The organism is Alteromonas sp. MB-3u-76 (assembly GCF_002831605.1).
In the GTDB taxonomy this organism is placed as follows: Bacteria; Pseudomonadota; Gammaproteobacteria; order Enterobacterales; family Alteromonadaceae; genus Alteromonas; species Alteromonas hispanica.
In genome coordinates this window covers 1,786,518-1,804,156 of the sequence record NZ_CP025115.1, presented here as the reverse complement: position 1 = coordinate 1,804,156, position 17,639 = coordinate 1,786,518, and the positions used below count along the sequence as shown (strand labels likewise).

Annotated in this window: 12 protein-coding genes; 2 read left to right on the top strand and 10 right to left on the bottom strand. The window is 44.2% G+C overall.

Annotated features, from left to right (window positions below; genetic code table 11):
• Positions 1-179: 179 nt before the first annotated feature.
• From CW735_RS08015 to sdhC, 10 genes are all read right to left on the bottom strand, one after another.
• The gene (locus tag CW735_RS08015; RefSeq protein WP_100973212.1) at positions 180-1,676 is read right to left on the bottom strand and encodes a tryptophan halogenase family protein; all 1,497 of its coding nucleotides are present in this window, start codon (positions 1,674-1,676) and stop codon (positions 180-182) included.
• A 211-nt stretch (positions 1,677-1,887) separates the two neighbouring features.
• A complete protein-coding gene (locus tag CW735_RS08010) occupies positions 1,888-4,755 on the bottom strand; it encodes a TonB-dependent receptor (protein ID WP_100971640.1) in 2,868 nt (955 codons plus the stop codon).
• Between the two features lie 369 nt (positions 4,756-5,124).
• Entirely contained in the window at positions 5,125-5,997 is an 873-nt protein-coding gene (gene sucD / locus CW735_RS08005) for a succinate--CoA ligase subunit alpha (RefSeq protein ID WP_071979752.1), read from the bottom strand.
• Positions 5,997-7,163, bottom strand: coding sequence for an ADP-forming succinate--CoA ligase subunit beta (gene sucC / locus CW735_RS08000; RefSeq protein WP_071979753.1), 1,167 nt, complete (start codon positions 7,161-7,163; stop codon positions 5,997-5,999). Before sucC ends, sucD begins: the two co-directional genes overlap by 1 nt.
• Before the next feature lie 148 nt (positions 7,164-7,311).
• Positions 7,312-8,841, bottom strand: coding sequence for a 2-oxoglutarate dehydrogenase complex dihydrolipoyllysine-residue succinyltransferase (odhB, locus tag CW735_RS07995; RefSeq protein ID WP_100971638.1), 1,530 nt, complete (start codon positions 8,839-8,841; stop codon positions 7,312-7,314).
• A gap of 9 nt (positions 8,842-8,850) precedes the next feature.
• On the bottom strand, positions 8,851-11,670 hold the full coding sequence (sucA, locus tag CW735_RS07990; protein ID WP_100971636.1) for a 2-oxoglutarate dehydrogenase E1 component: 2,820 nt from the start codon (positions 11,668-11,670) through the stop codon (positions 8,851-8,853).
• 174 nt (positions 11,671-11,844) lie between these two features.
• A complete protein-coding gene (locus tag CW735_RS07985; protein WP_071979756.1) occupies positions 11,845-12,555 on the bottom strand; it encodes a succinate dehydrogenase iron-sulfur subunit in 711 nt (236 codons plus the stop codon).
• Positions 12,556-12,569: 14 nt separating this feature from the next.
• Complete coding sequence (gene sdhA / locus CW735_RS07980) at positions 12,570-14,342, bottom strand: succinate dehydrogenase flavoprotein subunit (protein WP_100971634.1); 1,773 nt, start codon at positions 14,340-14,342, stop codon at positions 12,570-12,572.
• Position 14,343: 1 nt separating this feature from the next.
• Positions 14,344-14,691, bottom strand: a complete 348-nt coding sequence (gene sdhD / locus CW735_RS07975; RefSeq protein WP_071979758.1) for a succinate dehydrogenase, hydrophobic membrane anchor protein — start codon at positions 14,689-14,691, stop codon at positions 14,344-14,346.
• A complete protein-coding gene (sdhC, locus tag CW735_RS07970; protein ID WP_071979759.1) occupies positions 14,685-15,059 on the bottom strand; it encodes a succinate dehydrogenase, cytochrome b556 subunit in 375 nt (124 codons plus the stop codon). Before sdhC ends, sdhD begins: the two co-directional genes overlap by 7 nt.
• Before the next feature lie 700 nt (positions 15,060-15,759).
• Here sdhC and CW735_RS07965 point away from each other — a divergent pair.
• Positions 15,760-17,037 carry a citrate synthase gene (locus CW735_RS07965; RefSeq protein ID WP_071979760.1) on the top strand — a complete coding sequence of 426 codons (1,278 nt, stop codon included), beginning with the start codon at positions 15,760-15,762 and terminating at the stop codon, positions 17,035-17,037.
• An 88-nt stretch (positions 17,038-17,125) separates the two neighbouring features.
• Complete coding sequence (locus CW735_RS07960; protein WP_100971632.1) at positions 17,126-17,548, top strand: DUF3429 domain-containing protein; 423 nt, start codon at positions 17,126-17,128, stop codon at positions 17,546-17,548.
• The last annotated feature ends 91 nt before the right edge of the window (positions 17,549-17,639 follow it).

Genomic DNA, 17,639 nt, shown 5'->3' with positions numbered 1-17,639 from the left:
AGATGCGATCTTCTGCTGAAAGAGGGAAAGTCAAAGAGGTATTTATTAGAATACGTGAAATTTGCACTCGACAAAACGAATGCATAAATATCCAGGTGCAAATTGCAAAAGCAGTTCGAGAAGTCCTTTTCTTTATGTTTGTTGTCTACAACTTGAAGAGGTATCCGCTAGCAGTACCTCTACTGCTGCGCACAAAATTGTTTTAAAAACTCATCATGGCTAGCAATTTTACTGACAGGCTCACGTTTTATGCGTTTTATGTTTTCCATCAAGTCCATTAATTTCTGCTCTGAAATACCATTGGCAAGGGGATGATAATCGTTAGGCGAGACACCCTGCCCCATAAGCACTTGTAACCATGAACTTTCTAAAAACAAATCATTTTGCTCTCGGAACAAATTGCCAGAATCCCTAAATAACTCAATTTTGTGAGTAAGACTATCTGGCACATCCATTTCTCGAACATCTCGCCAAAACTGACTATCAGTACGCTCGTTTACGTGATAGTGCAAAATAATAAAATCTCGAATTTGTTCATATTCAATTCTTGATTGCTCGTTATATTCATCAACTTGCTTTTGTTTAACGCCATGGTGCGGAAACAAGTGTATTAACCGTACTATCGCAGATTGAATAAGGTGGATACTTGTGGATTCAAGTGGTTCGAGAAAGCCACTTGCCAATCCTACGGCAATAACATTCTTGTTCCATTGTTTACGTCTGCGACCAGTTTTGAACCTGATGAAATTAGGATCGGCGAGAGGTTTAGTTTCAAGATTGGCAGAAAGAATACCCAAAGCTTCGTCGTCACTGTAATAGTTACTGCTATAAACCAAGCCATTGCCATTGCGATGTTGAAGAGGAATGCGCCATTGCCAACCCGCACTGTGTGCTATAGAGCGAGTAAATGGAACCGTTTTCTCAAAACGTTCAGAAGGCATAGCTACAGCCCTGTCGCAGGGCAACCAGTGCGACCAGTCCTCGTACCCCGTATTGAGTGTTTGCTGGGTTAATAATCCTTTAAAACCGGAACAGTCAATAAAGAGATCGCCGTTAATCATTTGCCCATTCTTTAGACATACCCCTTTAATAAAGCCGTTTTCAGGGTGTTGCTCTACCCGCTCGATAACGCCTTCGGTGCGCGCAACTCCCATTGCCTCGCATTTTTTTCGCAAAAAGCGGGCATACAAAGAGGCATCGAAGTGATAAGCATACGGCATTTCAATAACAGGGTCTGGGGTTTTTATATGCGCAAATTTGCCGGCCTCGCAGGCCAGATAATTAAGGTCATATTCCCAAATTGAATCTTTCAATCCAAGTTGTTGTGCCCGCTTGAAGTAATGGTGGAAATGACAAAATGCATAGCTTTTTCCCGGCGCACCGAAAGTGTGATAATAGCTATCGCCCTGAGTCTTCCAATTCTCAAAACGAATGGCTAATTTCATGGTGGCGTTGGTTTCTCGTAAAAATTCTTTTTCATCCAACCCTAACATATTGTTTAATAATGCGATGGGCGGAATAGTGGCCTCTCCAACACCAACAGTCCCGATGTCTTCCGACTCAACCAAGTTTACGTTCACCTGGCTTCCAAGAAGGCGCTTAATTACCGCAGCTGAAATCCAACCAGCGGTGCCGCCACCCACTACTACAACATTCGTCACCGTATTATTTGTCATTGCTTTGATATCACCAAAATTTAGCTTTGCTTTTATATAGACACTGTTACACAGAGTTGGCCATAGAAAAATAAAGTTTAAACTAAAAGACCCCAACCAGTGCGACTAATTGGGGCCCCATTCTTATTTAACCGTTTTCTGCAGTTTTTTTGCTCTAGCCGCGTTGGTGTATTTTAAAATAATCCAACGTGACTAATGTGCAAAGTCAGCATTAAAACGTGTAGTTAACACCTAACAAGAAGTTGCGACCAAACTGCTGAAACTCGGTAATTTGACGAGAGTCACCAGGGTTTGTGCGAACGGTAGGCTCGTCTGTTAAGTTCTGACCTTGAAGCGTTACACGTAATCCATGTAATGATTCTATGCCAGATTCACTAAAGTCGTAGCCAATCTGTGCGTCCCATTGTTCAACGCCTGCATCCTGAATTTGAGCAAGCGATAGGCTAACCGCTCGAGTTTCGGTGCTAAACGCGTCGCGCTTGGTACCAGAAACGCGGAACTCAAAGCCATTACTCTCATAAAACGCTGTAAGTGAATAAGTTTCATCTGATAGACCTGGTACCGCATCGCCGTTATCTAACTCACCGTCTAAGAAAGTTGCGCTTGCAAACATACCAAAACCTTCAAGAGATTCGTGGAACAAGTCAAACGGAATACTCCCTTGAACTTCCCAACCACGTACAAACCCTTCCAGTCCGTCTTCACGGAAGCTTACAACGCCGTTAAAGATTGCTGGTGGAACAATGTCGTTTTCATCTAACACACCATCGTTGTTGATGTCGGTTTGTCCAGACGTTTGGTGGAAACCTTCAATGTATGAGTCACTAAAGTCACCAATTGTCTGCCCGCCAACGTGCCAGTTTGTAAGGTCTTTATAGAAGAAGCTCACTGCAACATAACCAGAATCAGCAAAGTAATTCTCATAAGCAATATCAAATTGATTCGCTTCTAATGGTCTTAAGCGCGCGTTACCAGAACTTGCAGACCAAGGGCCGTTACCCACGTCTTGAGAAATTATTTGCTGGTCGTTAAATACGAAATTTACCGTATTATTTGGACGCATATCATCCATACGAGGACGGCTCAAAACTTTGCCCATTGCAGTACGAATGAACTGGTTATCTGCAAATTCAAAACTCAAGTTCAACGTAGGCAATATATCGTGATAAGAAGATCCATCAGACACAGGCGTTACACTGGTAAAGCCAGTAGGACCAGTTGTGGTATTAAAACCAGTACCGCGCTGTTCCACGTCTACCACCTGAACCCCTAGATTACCTGTGATATAAACACCACGAAGTTCTGTATCGATAGTAAGCTTGGCAAACATAGTTAGAAGGTCTTCAGAGATTGTGTATGTATCGCCTATACGACCATTTTCAAACAACTCTGCTTCTGTCTCGATATAGTAGCCACTGCGATAAAGTGCAAGACTGTCATACGCAACTACACCTTCAATACCAATGTGACTAAGATCTGCTACACCAAGTGGGTTTGGAATTGACTCAGAGCTAGGCCACAGTGGAGACGTTAAGAATGCACCATTGTTGTCTTTTGATTTTTCGCGCTCTTGATAGTTAACACCTGCGCTAAACTTCGAGAACATGCCCCAATCAACAAAACCTTCAATATCAAGTCTTACTGCGTCTAGCGTTTCGTCAAACACTGGCTCATTAACGAAGCCATCTTGAGCTGTATCAGGACCAAAACCCTCTACACCCTGGAACTGTTCTACTGGCGCTAATGAACCACCCCAAGCCTGTGGACCTGCAAGTTGGATCATAGATGGGTCGGTTAGATCAACACTGTCCAGAGTTGGATGATCACTATATACCGCACCTGTTGATGTCATAGTCCATGAACGAGGTGTCATAGCCCGACCTGCAACACCCGCACGGCCTACACCAGAATAACTCTCAATATCGGTTATAGTCTTATCCACTTCACCAGTTGACACATCAAGTGTTGCCGTCCAGTTGTCGTTAAGAATGTATTCAACATTTAAACCAAAAGTGGTTAGCTCGGCCTGTTGCTGTCTTGAATCGTTGCGGATAACTGAAAAGAAACCATCAAAATATCCTGATGTAACCAAGCCATCTTCTACGCCGGTAATGGTATATTCGCTCGTGCCCCACTCTGCGCCACCTTCTTCAACACCACGTCTTACATCGTTTTCTTCAAAGTCGATATATAGAGCGTCGAATTGGATTTTTAAGTCGTCCGTGGGCGCGTACTCAATAACACTGGCAACCGAGGTACGCTCAAGCATGGCGGAACGAGTGTAAGAGTCGTGGCCACCAAGAACAACAGTGCCATCTGGAACATCTACACCTTCTGCCGCTTTATCAGGGTTTGCATTCGCATAGCCCCAACCGCGGAAATATTTTTCCTGACGCGGAGACTCCATATCTGCAACAACTAATGCAACACCTAGCTTGTCGTCTGCAAATTTGTCTACGTAGTTGAATGAAATTCTGTGGCCATTGTTATCGAAATCTGGATTTCCAGAATCTTCGCCATTCATTTCGTAGCTGCCGTTAATGGCAAATGTTTCTTTTGCAGTAAGAGGACTTACCGTTCTTATATCAATAGTACCACCTATGCCTTGGGTCATTAAACCGGCTTCAGGTGTTTTATAAACGAGGATATTAGAAACAATTTCAGTTGGGTATAAGTCGAACTCAACCCCACGGTTATCACCCATACCTAATAGTTCGCGACCGTTAAGCGTTGTGCCTACGTAGTTTTCGTTAAAACCACGAACAGAAAGACCGCTGGTTCTGCCGTTTCTTCGCTCACCGGCTAAACCTGGAAGACGAGCAAGTGATTCAGCAATAGAGGTATCTGGCAACTTACCAATATCTTCCGCTGAAAGTGCTTCAACAATAGATGTGTTATCCATTTTTATTGCTTGAGCACGTTGTAAACTTCCGCGAATGCCACTTACTTCAATGACTTCAACGGCGGCCTCATCAACCGTGTCAGTATCTGACTGCTGTGCTAGTGCAGGGTTACTTCCAAAAGCAACGCCGCCAGCAATAAGCGCTGTCTTTATTAGGTTAGGTTTAAAGTGTTTCATAAAACGTGTGTCCCGTAAGGTTACAAATTTTGCCTATTTGTTTGTTATTGTGACAAAGAAATGACAATAGATTACTTGAGCGTAATGCTATAGAGGTGTGACTTATTGCACAATTGTCTGCATACGTATTCAATTAACTTTTTAAACAAAGCGTTAACATAGCTCACAGACAACAAACTTGTAATTTAACACCAAAATCAATGATTTTAGCGGCCTAAAGAGGGATTTGTTGTAATTTTGTTTCATGAGGAATAGTCGATTTGTTAATAAAATCATAAACAAAACGACTTTCTTTTTGACAGGAGCCTTTAAACAAGCAAAAAAAAGCCCGCGTAACGCGGGCTTTCAAACGTATGAATAAGCGTTAGCTTACCAACCTGTAGTTTCACGAAGTGCTTTACCGATTTCGGCAAGTGAACGTACAGTTTTTACGCCTGCGTCTTCTAGTGCTTTGAATTTCTCATCAGCAGTACCTTTACCGCCTGCGATGATTGCACCAGCGTGACCCATACGCTTGCCTGGAGGGGCTGTAACACCCGCAATGTAAGAAACAACTGGCTTAGTTACGTTCTCTTTGATGAACGCAGCCGCTTCTTCTTCCGCAGTACCGCCGATCTCACCGATCATAACGATAGCTTCTGTTTGTGGGTCATCTTGGAACATTGCAAGAATGTCGATGAAGTTAGAACCAGGAATAGGATCACCACCAATACCAACACAGGTAGACTGGCCGAAACCTTCATCAGTAGTTTGCTTAACCGCTTCGTACGTTAATGTACCAGAGCGAGAAACAATACCTACTTTACCAGGCTTGTGAATATGACCAGGCATGATACCAATTTTACACTCTCCAGGAGTGATAACACCTGGGCAGTTAGGACCAATCATGCGAACGCCTTTTGCTTCAACGTATTCTTTAACGTAAAGCATGTCTAGCGTTGGGATACCTTCAGTGATACATACAATTAGCTCGATACCTGCATCTGCAGCTTCAACAATTGAATCTTTACAGAAAGGCGCTGGTACGTAGATAACTGTTGCAGTTGCACCAGTTGCTTCTACTGCTTCACGTACAGTATTGAATACTGGAAGACCTAAATGCTCAGTACCGCCTTTGCCTGGTGTTACACCACCAACCATTTGCGTACCGTAAGCAATTGCTTGCTCAGAGTGGAATGTACCCTGACCGCCAGTGAAACCCTGACAAATTACTTTAGTATCTTTGTTAATTAATACAGACATTATTTGCCCTCCGCTGCAGCAACAACTTTCTGTGCTGCATCAGTTAGCGATTCAGCAGCAATGATATCAAGACCAGAGTTCGCTAGAACTTCACGGCCAAGCTCTGCATTGGTACCTTCAAGACGTACAACTACTGGTACTTCTACGCCAACTTCTTTAACCGCACCGATAATACCTTCAGCAATCATGTCACAGCGTACGATACCACCGAAGATGTTTACCAATACCGCTTTAACATTGTCATCAGAAAGGATGATTTTGAATGCTTCAGCTACACGCTCTTTCGTCGCGCCGCCACCAACATCTAGGAAGTTAGCTGGCTTGCCGCCATGTAGGTTTACGATGTCCATAGTACCCATTGCAAGGCCAGCACCGTTAACCATACAACCTACATTACCGTCTAGTGCAACATAGTTAAGTTCCCACTGAGCAGCATGTGCTTCGCGTGAATCTTCCTGTGAAGGATCCTGCATGCCTTTTACTTTAGGCTGGCGATAAAGCGCGTTACCGTCGATCGCAAGTTTTGCGTCTAGGCAGTGAAGGTCACCGTCGTCTTTGATAACAAGCGGGTTGATTTCAATGAGCGCGATATCTAAGTCTTCAAACATTTTAGCAAGACCTAGGAAGATCTTAGTAAACTGTTTGATTTGCACACCGCTAAGACCAAGTTTAAACGCCATTTCGCGCGCTTGGTAAGGCTGAGGACCTACAATAGGGTCAATTTCAGCTTTAAGGATCTTTTCAGGTGTTTCTTCTGCAACAGTTTCAATCTCAACGCCACCTTCAGTAGAAGCCATGAATACAACGCGACGGGTTGTACGGTCAACTACTGCACCAAGGTAAAGTTCGTTTGCGATATCTGTGCAAGATTCAACTAGGATTTTGCTGACAGGCTGACCGTTTTCGTCAGTCTGGAAAGTCACCAAATTTTTGCCAAGCCAGTTTTCAGCAAAGGCGCGAATCTCGTCTTTTGTTTTGACTAGCTTCACACCGCCAGCTTTACCGCGGCCGCCCGCGTGTACCTGACATTTTACTACCCACTCTTCTCCGCCAATGCGGTCGGCGGCTTCTACAGCACTTTGAGGAGTGTCTGCTGCGTATCCTTCAGAAACAGGCAAGCCGTATTCTTTGAATAGCTGCTTACCTTGGTATTCATGCAAATTCATGGTGTTTCTATCCGATTTTTAGTAAGACAAAAGTCGCCAAAGCGACTTGATTAGTTTGGCTAATATTAAAAAATATCAGCGTTGCGTTAGAAGCAAATATAGCATAAACCACACTTGCCCCTAACCACAATTACGTGAGACTGAAGTCTTATACGTCTAATAATAGACGTGTAGGATCTTCGAGCATCTCTTTCACGGTTACCAAGAAGCCAACCGACTCTTTACCATCAACAATTCTGTGATCGTAAGAAAGCGCTAGGTACATCATTGGTAAAATTTCTACTTTTCCATTAACCGCCATTGGACGATCTTGGATTTTATGCATACCCAAGATAGCGCTTTGCGGAGGATTAATGATTGGTGTAGACATAAGTGAACCAAAAACACCGCCATTCGTGATGGTGAAATTACCACCTTGAAGGTCAGACATGGCTAGCTTGCCGTCACGGCCTTTAATTGCTAGATCTTTGATTCCTTTCTCAATTCCAGCCATTCCAAGTGTGTCTGTGTCCTTCAAGATAGGTGTCACCAAACCACGAGGTGTTGATACTGCAATCGAAATATCGAAGTAGTTGTGATAAACGATATCATCGCCATCAATCGATGCATTTACTTCTGGGAAACGCTTAAGGGCTTCGGTTACGGCTTTCACGTAGAAAGACATGAAACCTAAACGAATGCCATGGCGTTTTTCAAAACTTTCTTGGTATTGCTTACGCAAATCCATGATTGGCTTCATGTTAACTTCGTTAAACGTAGTCAACATTGCCGTTGAGTTCTTAGCGTCAAGTAGGCGGTTGGCAATAGTCTTGCGAAGACGAGTCATTGGTACGCGTTTTTCAGTGCGATTACCAGTTGGAAGTTCCGCTGTGTCAGGCTGTGCAGATGCAGAAGACGCAGAAGGCGCTGATGCTTTAGCCCCACCCTTCAGGTGCTTCTCAACATCTTCTTTCGAAATGCGACCATTTTTACCCGTGCCTTTAACGCTGGACGCTTCAACACCCTTCTCTGCGAGTAAACGACGAACCGATGGGCTTAACGCATCGCTGCCGCTATCATCCGCTTCTTCACTTTCGCTTGCTGAAGTTGATGCAGATGTACCGCCAGAGGCGCCTTCCACGAATTTAGCGATGACTTCTTCTGCTGTTACCGTAGCGCCTTCTTCAGCGATAATCTCAGACAGTGAACCGTCTGCTGGCGCAACAACTTCAAGAACCACTTTGTCCGTTTCGATATCGACTAGGTTCTGATCCCTTGATACTGCTTCGCCAACAGCCACGTGCCAAGTTGCAATAGTAGCGTCAGCAACAGACTCTGGTAATACAGGTACCTTAACATCAGACGACTTGCCCGCTGGCGCGTCGTCAGACTTAGCAGCTTCGGCTGGCTTTGATTCTTTTTTCGAATCAGAATCGTCAGATTTAGCCGGCGCAGCTGCACCGCCCTCTTCTAACTTAGCAATAACTTGCTCACCTAAAACCGTCGCACCCTCTTCGTTCAAGATCTCACCGATTGTACCGTCCGCTGGAGCTACAACTTCTAGAACTACTTTATCAGTTTCAATATCAACCAGGTTTTGGTCTCGTTTAACTGCGTCACCGGCTTTAACGTGCCAGGTTGCAATGGAGGCATCGGCAACTGACTCAGGTAGAACCGGAACTTTTATCTCAATTGTCATTTCTGTTCCTTATTTAATAGTGAGTGCGTCTTCAATCAGTGCTTTCTGCTGCTGATTGTGAACGGATACATAACCTACTGCAGGCGACGAGGATGCTTCACGACCCGCATATGTTAATTTTGCACCTTCTGGAATTGCTTGCCAGAAGTGATGCTGGCTACAATACCAAGCGCCCTGATTTTGCGGCTCTTCTTGGCACCAAACCCAATCTTTTACATGGCTGTACTGTGCAACAACTTTAGCACATTCTTCTTGCGGGAACGGGTAAAGCTGCTCTAAACGCACAATTGCTACATCATTTTGTTCATTCTTACGACGTTGATCTAACAGGTCGTAGTAAACCTTACCAGAGCACATAACCACGCGCTTCACGTCTTTTGGATCAATGTCATCTATTTCACCAATAACATTATGAAACTTCCCTTCGCTTAATTCTTCTAGTGAAGATACAGCGAGTGGGTGACGCAATAGTGACTTAGGCGACATAACAATTAGTGGCTTGCGCATTGGGCGAACTACCTGGCGGCGAAGCATGTTGAATACTTGCGCTGGTGTAGATGGCACACATACTTGCCAGTTATGGTCTGCACACATCTGCAAGAAACGTTCTAGACGCGCAGAGCTGTGCTCTGGGCCTTGACCTTCATAGCCATGTGGAAGTAGAACGGTTAAACCGCAAAGGCGACCCCATTTTGCCTCACCAGAACTTAAGAACTGGTCGAAGACAACCTGTGCGCCATTGGCAAAATCACCAAACTGCGCTTCCCAAATCGTTAAACATGTTGGTTCGGCAGTGGCATAACCATATTCAAACGCCATAACAGCTTCTTCAGAAAGAACTGAGTCGTAAATTTCGATTTGACCTTGACCCTCTCTGATGTGCTGCAGAGGAAGGTAGGTAGAGCCGTCTGTCTGATTATGAAGTACAGCGTGGCGATGGAAGAAGGTACCGCGACCACTGTCTTGACCGGTAATACGGATATCTTCACCAGCATCGACGAGTGTTGCGTAGGCTAAGTTTTCTGCCATACCCCAGTCGAGTGGTTTTTCGCCAGCAACCATTGCTTTTCTATCTTGGTAAAGTTTATTTACACGAGACTGAAGCTTGTGCTCTTCAGGGAAAGACGTAATAGACTCACCCAGTTCTTTAAGCTTCTCTACACTTACGCTACCGTCGTACGGTGTATCCCAATCGTGACCAAGATACGGAGACCAGTCTACGCTGTGCTCTGTCATAGGACGCCATTCTTCTACCACACAAGCGCCGTGATCGAGTGCTTCGCGATACTCTTGTAAATAGCGGTCTGCATCACGCTGCTCAATCACGCCTTCAGCAATGAGCTGGTCTGCATAAATAGCACGTGGAACAGGATGCTTTTTAATTTTTTGATACATTAACGGCTGCGTTGCGTTTGGCTCGTCAGCTTCGTTGTGGCCATGGCGACGGTAACAAACTAGGTCAATAACCACATCACGCTTAAACTTCTGGCGATATTCCAAGGCAAGCTGGGTGACAAATGCAACAGCTTCCGGGTCGTCAGAGTTAACGTGGAAGATAGGAGCCTGAACCATTTTTGCAATATCAGTACAATATTGCGTTGAACGAGTGTCTTCCGTCTTCGATGTCGTAAAACCAACTTGGTTATTAACCACAATGCGCACTGTCCCGCCAACGGCAAAACCGCGGGTTTGTGACATGTTGAACGTTTCTTGAACAACGCCCTGACCCGCAATAGCAGAATCGCCGTGTATTGTAATTGGTAACACTGAGTTCGTGTCGTTATCTCGGCGAGATAAACGGGCGCGAACCGAGCCGATAACAACTGGGTTCACAATTTCCAAATGCGAAGGGTTAAACGCTAGTGCAAGGTGAATATTTCCGCCTGGTGTAGCGAAATCTGAAGAGAAACCTGCGTGATATTTTACATCACCAGCACCTAGTGAGTCGTCATGTTTACCGGAAAACTCGTCAAATAATACTGACGGGTTTTTACCTAATACGTTTACAAGCACGTTGAGACGACCGCGGTGGGCCATTCCGATAACCACTTCTTTTGTGCCCGCTGTACCAGCTTTTGTGATCAGTCCTTTAAGCATTGGAACTAGAGCATCACCACCCTCAAGGGAGAAACGCTTGGCACCTGGGAACTTTGACCCAAGGTACTTTTCCATGCCATCTGCAGCAGTAAGCCCTTTAAGGATACTAAGCTTTTCATCGCGAGAGATTTCTGGCTTCGCTTGCACAGATTCGAATTTTTGCTGTAGCCAACGCTTTTGGTCAGTATCGGTGATGTGCATATATTCGGCACCGATAGAACCACAATACGTCCTGTTCAACGATTTAAACAACTCACCTAACTGAAGCGACTCTTTGCCGATAGCATAAGAACCGACGTTGTAAACCGAGTCAAAATCGTCTTCGGAGAGATTGTGGTGAGATAATTCTAGGTCGCGAACTCTTGGCTGCTTCCAAAGACCGAGTGGGTCTAAATTAGCGTGTTGGTGACCACGGAAACGGAATGCGTTGATAAGCTGAAGAACTTTAACTTGCTTATCGTCCGAGCCACTAGACGCAGGAGCCGATGAACTGGACATTCTCGCAGTCGGTCCTAACGCAGCAAGTTGCCTAAATTGATTTTTAATTGCTGTATGATTAGTTTCTAACGCTACGCCATCAAGATTGGGGAGGTTATCGAAGATTTGTCGCCATGTATCGGAGACACTTTGCGGGTCATCCAAATAGGCTTCATACAACTCTTCAACATAGGCAGCGTTGGCACCTGCCATGTGCGAGGAATCCCACCACGCTTTCATCACGCTTTCTTGCATTTAATTTGCCTTGCTACGTTTTATAAAATCTAGTTAACAATCAAGTACTATTATAAGGCTATTCTCAACAGAACCAAGTGTTATCACTATGATTACATAAAAAAATAGCCATCCTTAGGGGATGGCTATTTAGAGCATCAAAATCTGTGACTAACTTGGTTAGTAAGATTCGAACTAAACAGCCCGAGACAGAAGCATGGACTTGATTTGACCAATTGCTTTCGTTGGGTTTAGCCCTTTAGGGCACACGCTTACACAGTTCATTATACCGTGACAACGGAACACGCTGAACGCGTCGTCAAGTTCATTCAAACGCTCATCTGTCGCAGTATCTCGGCTATCAATTAAGAAGCGATAAGCGTGAAGCAAACCAGCTGGTCCGATGAACTTATCTGGATTCCACCAGAAAGACGGACACGATGTTGAACAACATGCACACAGGATACACTCATAAAGACCATCTAACTTCGCACGTTCTTCAGGCGACTGCAAATGCTCGCGCGCTGGCGGCTGTTTGCCATCGTTGATTAAGAACGGCTTGATCTTTTCGTACTGTGTATAGAATTGTGTCATATCAACAACTAGGTCTCGAACTACCGGTAGACCTGGAAGTGGACGAACTACAATTTTACCTTTGCCTAAAGCTGAAAGCGGTGTAATACAAGCAAGACCATTCTTACCATTCATATTAACACCATCAGACCCACATACACCTTCACGACATGAACGGCGGAAAGACAACGATGGATCTTTTTCTTTCAGTGCTATTAATGCATCTAGAACCATCATGTCCTGACCTTCCTCTACTTCTAGAGAATAGTCTTGCATGCGTGGCTTTGCATCAACATCAGGGTTATAACGGTATATCGAAAATTCTAATTTCATAATCGTTACCTCTCTTAATACGTACGCGCTTTAGGAGGGAATGCCTCTCTAATTTTCGGCGCCATATTGACATCACGTTTGAGCATTTTTTCAGTGTTCGGATCGTAAATGCTGTGGCATAGCCAGTTGTCATCATCACGATCTGGGAAATCGAAGCGGCTGTGCGCGCCACGGCTTTCCGTTCTGAAATTCGCTGCTACTGCTGTGCTGTACGCTGTTTCCATTAGGTTATCAAGTTCTAAACATTCGATACGTTGAGTATTGAAGTCTGAGCTCTTGTCATCAAGGCGTGCGTTCTGTAGGCGTTCGCGAATTTCGCTAAGCTCTTTCAGGCCGTCAGCCATTGCTTCCCCCTCACGGAATACTGAGAAGTTAAGCTGCATGCATTCTTGCATGTCTTTTTTGATTTGAACCGGGTCTTCGCCCTTACCAGCTTCTGACCTCTCCCAACGATTGAATCGTGCCATCGCTGCTTCAAGGTCAGACTCCGACGCATCACGACTTGGCGCCATATCAGATAGAGTCTTGCCAAGGTGCATACCCGTTGCGCGACCAAACACAACCAAATCAAGTAGTGAGTTACCACCTAGGCGGTTTGCACCGTGTACAGATACACAAGCAATCTCACCACAAGCAAATAAACCGTTCACAACTTTATCGTTGCCGTTCTCGTCTACTGCTAAGCACTGACCGTCTACGTTAGTAGGAATACCGCCCATCATGTAGTGACACGTTGGTATTACTGGAATTGGCTCTTTTACAGGGTCAACGTGAGCAAAGGTACGAGAAAGCTCTAGAATACCAGGCAGACGTGATTCAAGTACGTCTTTACCGAGGTGATCTAGCTTAAGTTTGATGTGCGTGCCCCAAGGGCCTTCACAACCACGACCTTCACGAATTTCGGTCATCATTGAACGAGCAACAACGTCACGGCCCGCTAAGTCCTTCGCATTTGGTGCGTAGCGTTCCATGAATCGCTCGCCGTCTTTGTTGAGTAGATAACCACCCTCACCACGACAACCTTCGGTAACCAATGTTCCTGCACCAGCGATACCTGTTGGGTGGAACTGCCACATTTCCATGTCTTGAACTGCAACACCAGCGCGAAGTGCCATACCTACACCGTCACCGGTATTGATGTGCGCGTTGGTAGTTGACGCATAAATACGACCTGCACCACCAGTTGCAAGAACTACGGCACGTGACTTGAAGTAAACTACCTCACCAGATTCGATGTCGATTGCTGTACAACCTACTACGTCGCCGTCTTGGTTTTTCACTAAATCTAGTGCGTACCACTCAGAGAATACTTTTGTTTTGTTTTTTACGTTCTGTTGGTAAAGAAGGTGAAGAAGCGCATGACCAGTACGGTCAGCCGCAGCAGCTGTACGTGCTGCCTGTTCGCCACCAAAGTTTTTTGATTGTCCACCAAAAGGACGCTGGTATACTTTTCCGTTTTCAAAACGTGAGAACGGCAGACCCATGTTTTCCATTTCAATAATGGCTTCAGGACCTTCCTTACACATATACTCGATTGCATCTTGGTCGCCGATGTAATCTGACCCTTTGACAGTGTCATACATGTGCCATTCCCAGTTGTCTTCGTGTGAATTACCTAGCGCAACGGTAATACCACCCTGTGCAGACACAGTATGAGAACGGGTTGGAAAAACTTTTGATAACAGTGCACATGACTTACCAGACTGTGAAATCTGTAGCGCGGCACGCATACCTGCGCCACCAGCACCAATTACTACTGCATCAAACTCGTGTACGGGTAAACTCATCTTACACTCCCCACAATACAAATAGGCCGACAGCTACGTAGCCAAAAGCGATGATATTTAGTATATATTGTAATCCCGCGCGCAGACTTGATGACTTAACATAGTCTGATAGTACCTGCCAAAGGCCGATACGTACGTGGATCATCACTGCGATTAGTGCTGCCAATGTGAAAACTTTCATAGCTAAACCAGAAAATAACCCACGCCATTCGACGTAACTTAAGCTACCGCTGGTTATAAAGTACCACGCCATGAAAATCGAGTACGCGAAAATAATTGCTGCTGTCGCACGAAGTGATACATAATCTTGTACACCATCGCGCTTCATACTTGCTTGGTTGGTTACCATAATGCAACTCCCAATACTACGGTCAGTACAATCCACAATGCGATTGTTGCTTTCGCACTTGTGTTGCCCGACTCTAATTCTTCCCAGTGACCCAAGTCCATTACGACATGTCTTAGGCCGCCTAGAATGTGATACGTCAGCGCTGAAGCTGTGCCAATTGCGACAAATTTCCCAAAGAATCCGTCCATGATTGCCTGAACATTCGCAAAGCCTTCAGGCGATTGAACAGAAACTGCCCATGCCCAAATAACGAAAAGTAGCGCGAAGAACATGGCAACACCGGTTACACGATGGAGAATTGACGAAATAGCAGAGGGCGGAAATTTAATAGTATTGAGTTCTAAATTTACTGGTCTTTGCTTTTTCACAATGTATGCCTGTTTAATCCGTAGGGATAAGAATTACTTGTATTTATTATGTCCTGTACAAGTGAATTCGCTTTTAACCTGTTAATTGCCTCATCCATTGAGTTGTTAACAATTTGTGAACTATTCTTTAATGCTTGTAACAGAATAATTATTCTGTATTTCAAGCACCGCTGAGTATATCCAGCGTAGTATATAATTACAATTTTTTGTGACGTAGTAAGACTTTAGTCTGAAATTACACACAATTGGTAATTATTTTAAATAAAAAGAGATCACAATTGCTCCTAACCCGCTAGTATCTGCGTAGTAGTAGCGTGTTAAGGGTATCAGTACCCCACTTATATGACTATGTGAACTAACAGCAAATTAAGCTCTTTTAATGTGGTAGATTAATTATTCAACATCAAGCGCTTATTTGTTAAACCAGTAGCGACACAAAAAATCTGTTTTAACAATTTACCTTTCAATAAAAGTCATTAAAAATGTTGATGCTATTAGAAAGGGTTGTATTCATTTGGTAAAATTCGAGTGAGAAAATTGCTAACAGAAATATGAGTGATAAAGAATATTTATTGTACATATATGCAATAAAATTGACTTGTTGGTGCATTATAAAGTACAAATACGCCCACTTTTCCCAATAAAGCGGACATTTTCGTCCGTTTTGCTGCAAACAGAACCATTCTGAGGAGAGCATTATATGGCAGATCAAAAAGCCATTCTTAAAGCCGGCGACAAGGAAATAGAGCTTCCTATTTTGTCTGGCACAGAAGGACAAGACGTAATCGATGTCCGTTCAGTTGGACAACACGGTTATTTTACTTACGACCCTGGTTTTATGGCGACAGGATCTTGCGAGTCAAGCATTACGTACATCGACGGTGCCGCAGGTGTTTTATTACACCGTGGTTTTCCCATTGAAGAACTTGCACGTGATGCTGACTATCTAGAAGTGTGCTATATGCTTCTACATGGCGATGCACCGTCTAAAGAGCAATACCAAGAATTTAAAGAAACAATTACTCGTCATACAATGGTTCACGAGCAAATTAACATGTTCTTCCACGGTTTCCGTAACGATGCCCACCCTATGGCAATGTTATGCGGTACCGTTGGTGCAATGTCATCGTTCTACCATAGCGACCTTGACGTTTCTAACGAAGAACAACGTGTACGCAGTGCACATCGTTTAATTGCGAAAATGCCAACACTTGTTGCAATGTGTTACAAGTACAACGTTGGTCAACCATTCGTTTACCCTCGTAACGATTTAAGCTATGCAGCTAACTTCTTAAACATGATGTTCTCTGTACCAGCTGAAGAGTACCAAATCAGTCCTGCTGTTGAACGTGCAATGGACCGTATCTTTACGCTTCATGCTGACCACGAGCAAAATGCTTCTACGTCTACAGTTCGCTTAGCCGGTTCTTCTGGTGCTAACCCTTATGCATGCATCGCAGCTGGTGTTGCATCACTCTGGGGACCTGCGCACGGTGGTGCTAATGAAGCATGCCTTAACATGCTAGAAGAAATTGGTACTGTTGATCGCATTCCTGAGTTTATCGCACGAGCGAAAGACAAGTCTGACCCGTTCCGTTTAATGGGCTTTGGTCATCGTGTTTATAAAAATCACGATCCTCGAGCTACCGTTATGCGTGAGAGCTGTCATGAAGTTCTTAGTGAGTTGAACGTTAAAGATCCTTTGTTAGAAGTAGCAATGGAATTAGAAAAAATAGCGTTGAGCGACCCGTACTTCGCAGAAAAGAAATTGTTCCCTAACGTAGATTTCTACTCTGGTATCGTGCTTAAAGCTATTGGTATTCCAACTAACATGTTTACGTGTATCTTTGCACTTTCTCGCACAGTAGGTTGGATTTCACATTGGCATGAAATGATGAGCGACCCCAAGCAAAAGATTGGTCGTCCTCGTCAGCTTTACACTGGTCACAGCCAAAGAAAATACACACCTATTAAGTAGTTTGAACTAACTGTCTTTTTAGATTGTAAAAATAGCGCCATGTTTGGCGCTATTTTTGTTTACGGCGTATCTTTTGAGAGGAGTATCCATGCCCTATTCTGCCCTTGGCTTAGGTATAGCAGGTTTAATACCGTTTATTGCTATGCCGCTAGCCTATCAACTTAACCTTCTTTCAATATCAGAAAGCGCAACATATTTTGTTCAGTATTCCGCTGTGTTGCTCTCTTTTTTTGGTGGTGTTCACTGGTGGGATGCGATTAGCAATCAGCGATATGATAAACAAATGTACATAGCCATGCTGCCCACTATTGTTGGATGGCTATGCCTAGTGTTTGCAAGTGATGTAAAAGTGCTTGGCGTACTGTCAATAAGCTATGTAGCCGTGTTGCTATACGACAAATTCACCCTAAGTTTGCCAAAAGACCAAATTGTAAGTTATATAGGACTACGAATGGGTTTAACGACCGTAGCGGTAATAAGCCATGCTTGGATGATACTTATACTTTCCTAGTCAGTGGCAACTAATAACAAAAATAGCAACCTAATGACGAGTACCGCTCCTGCACAATGCAGAAGCGGTATTTTTCTTATAGGCGACCATG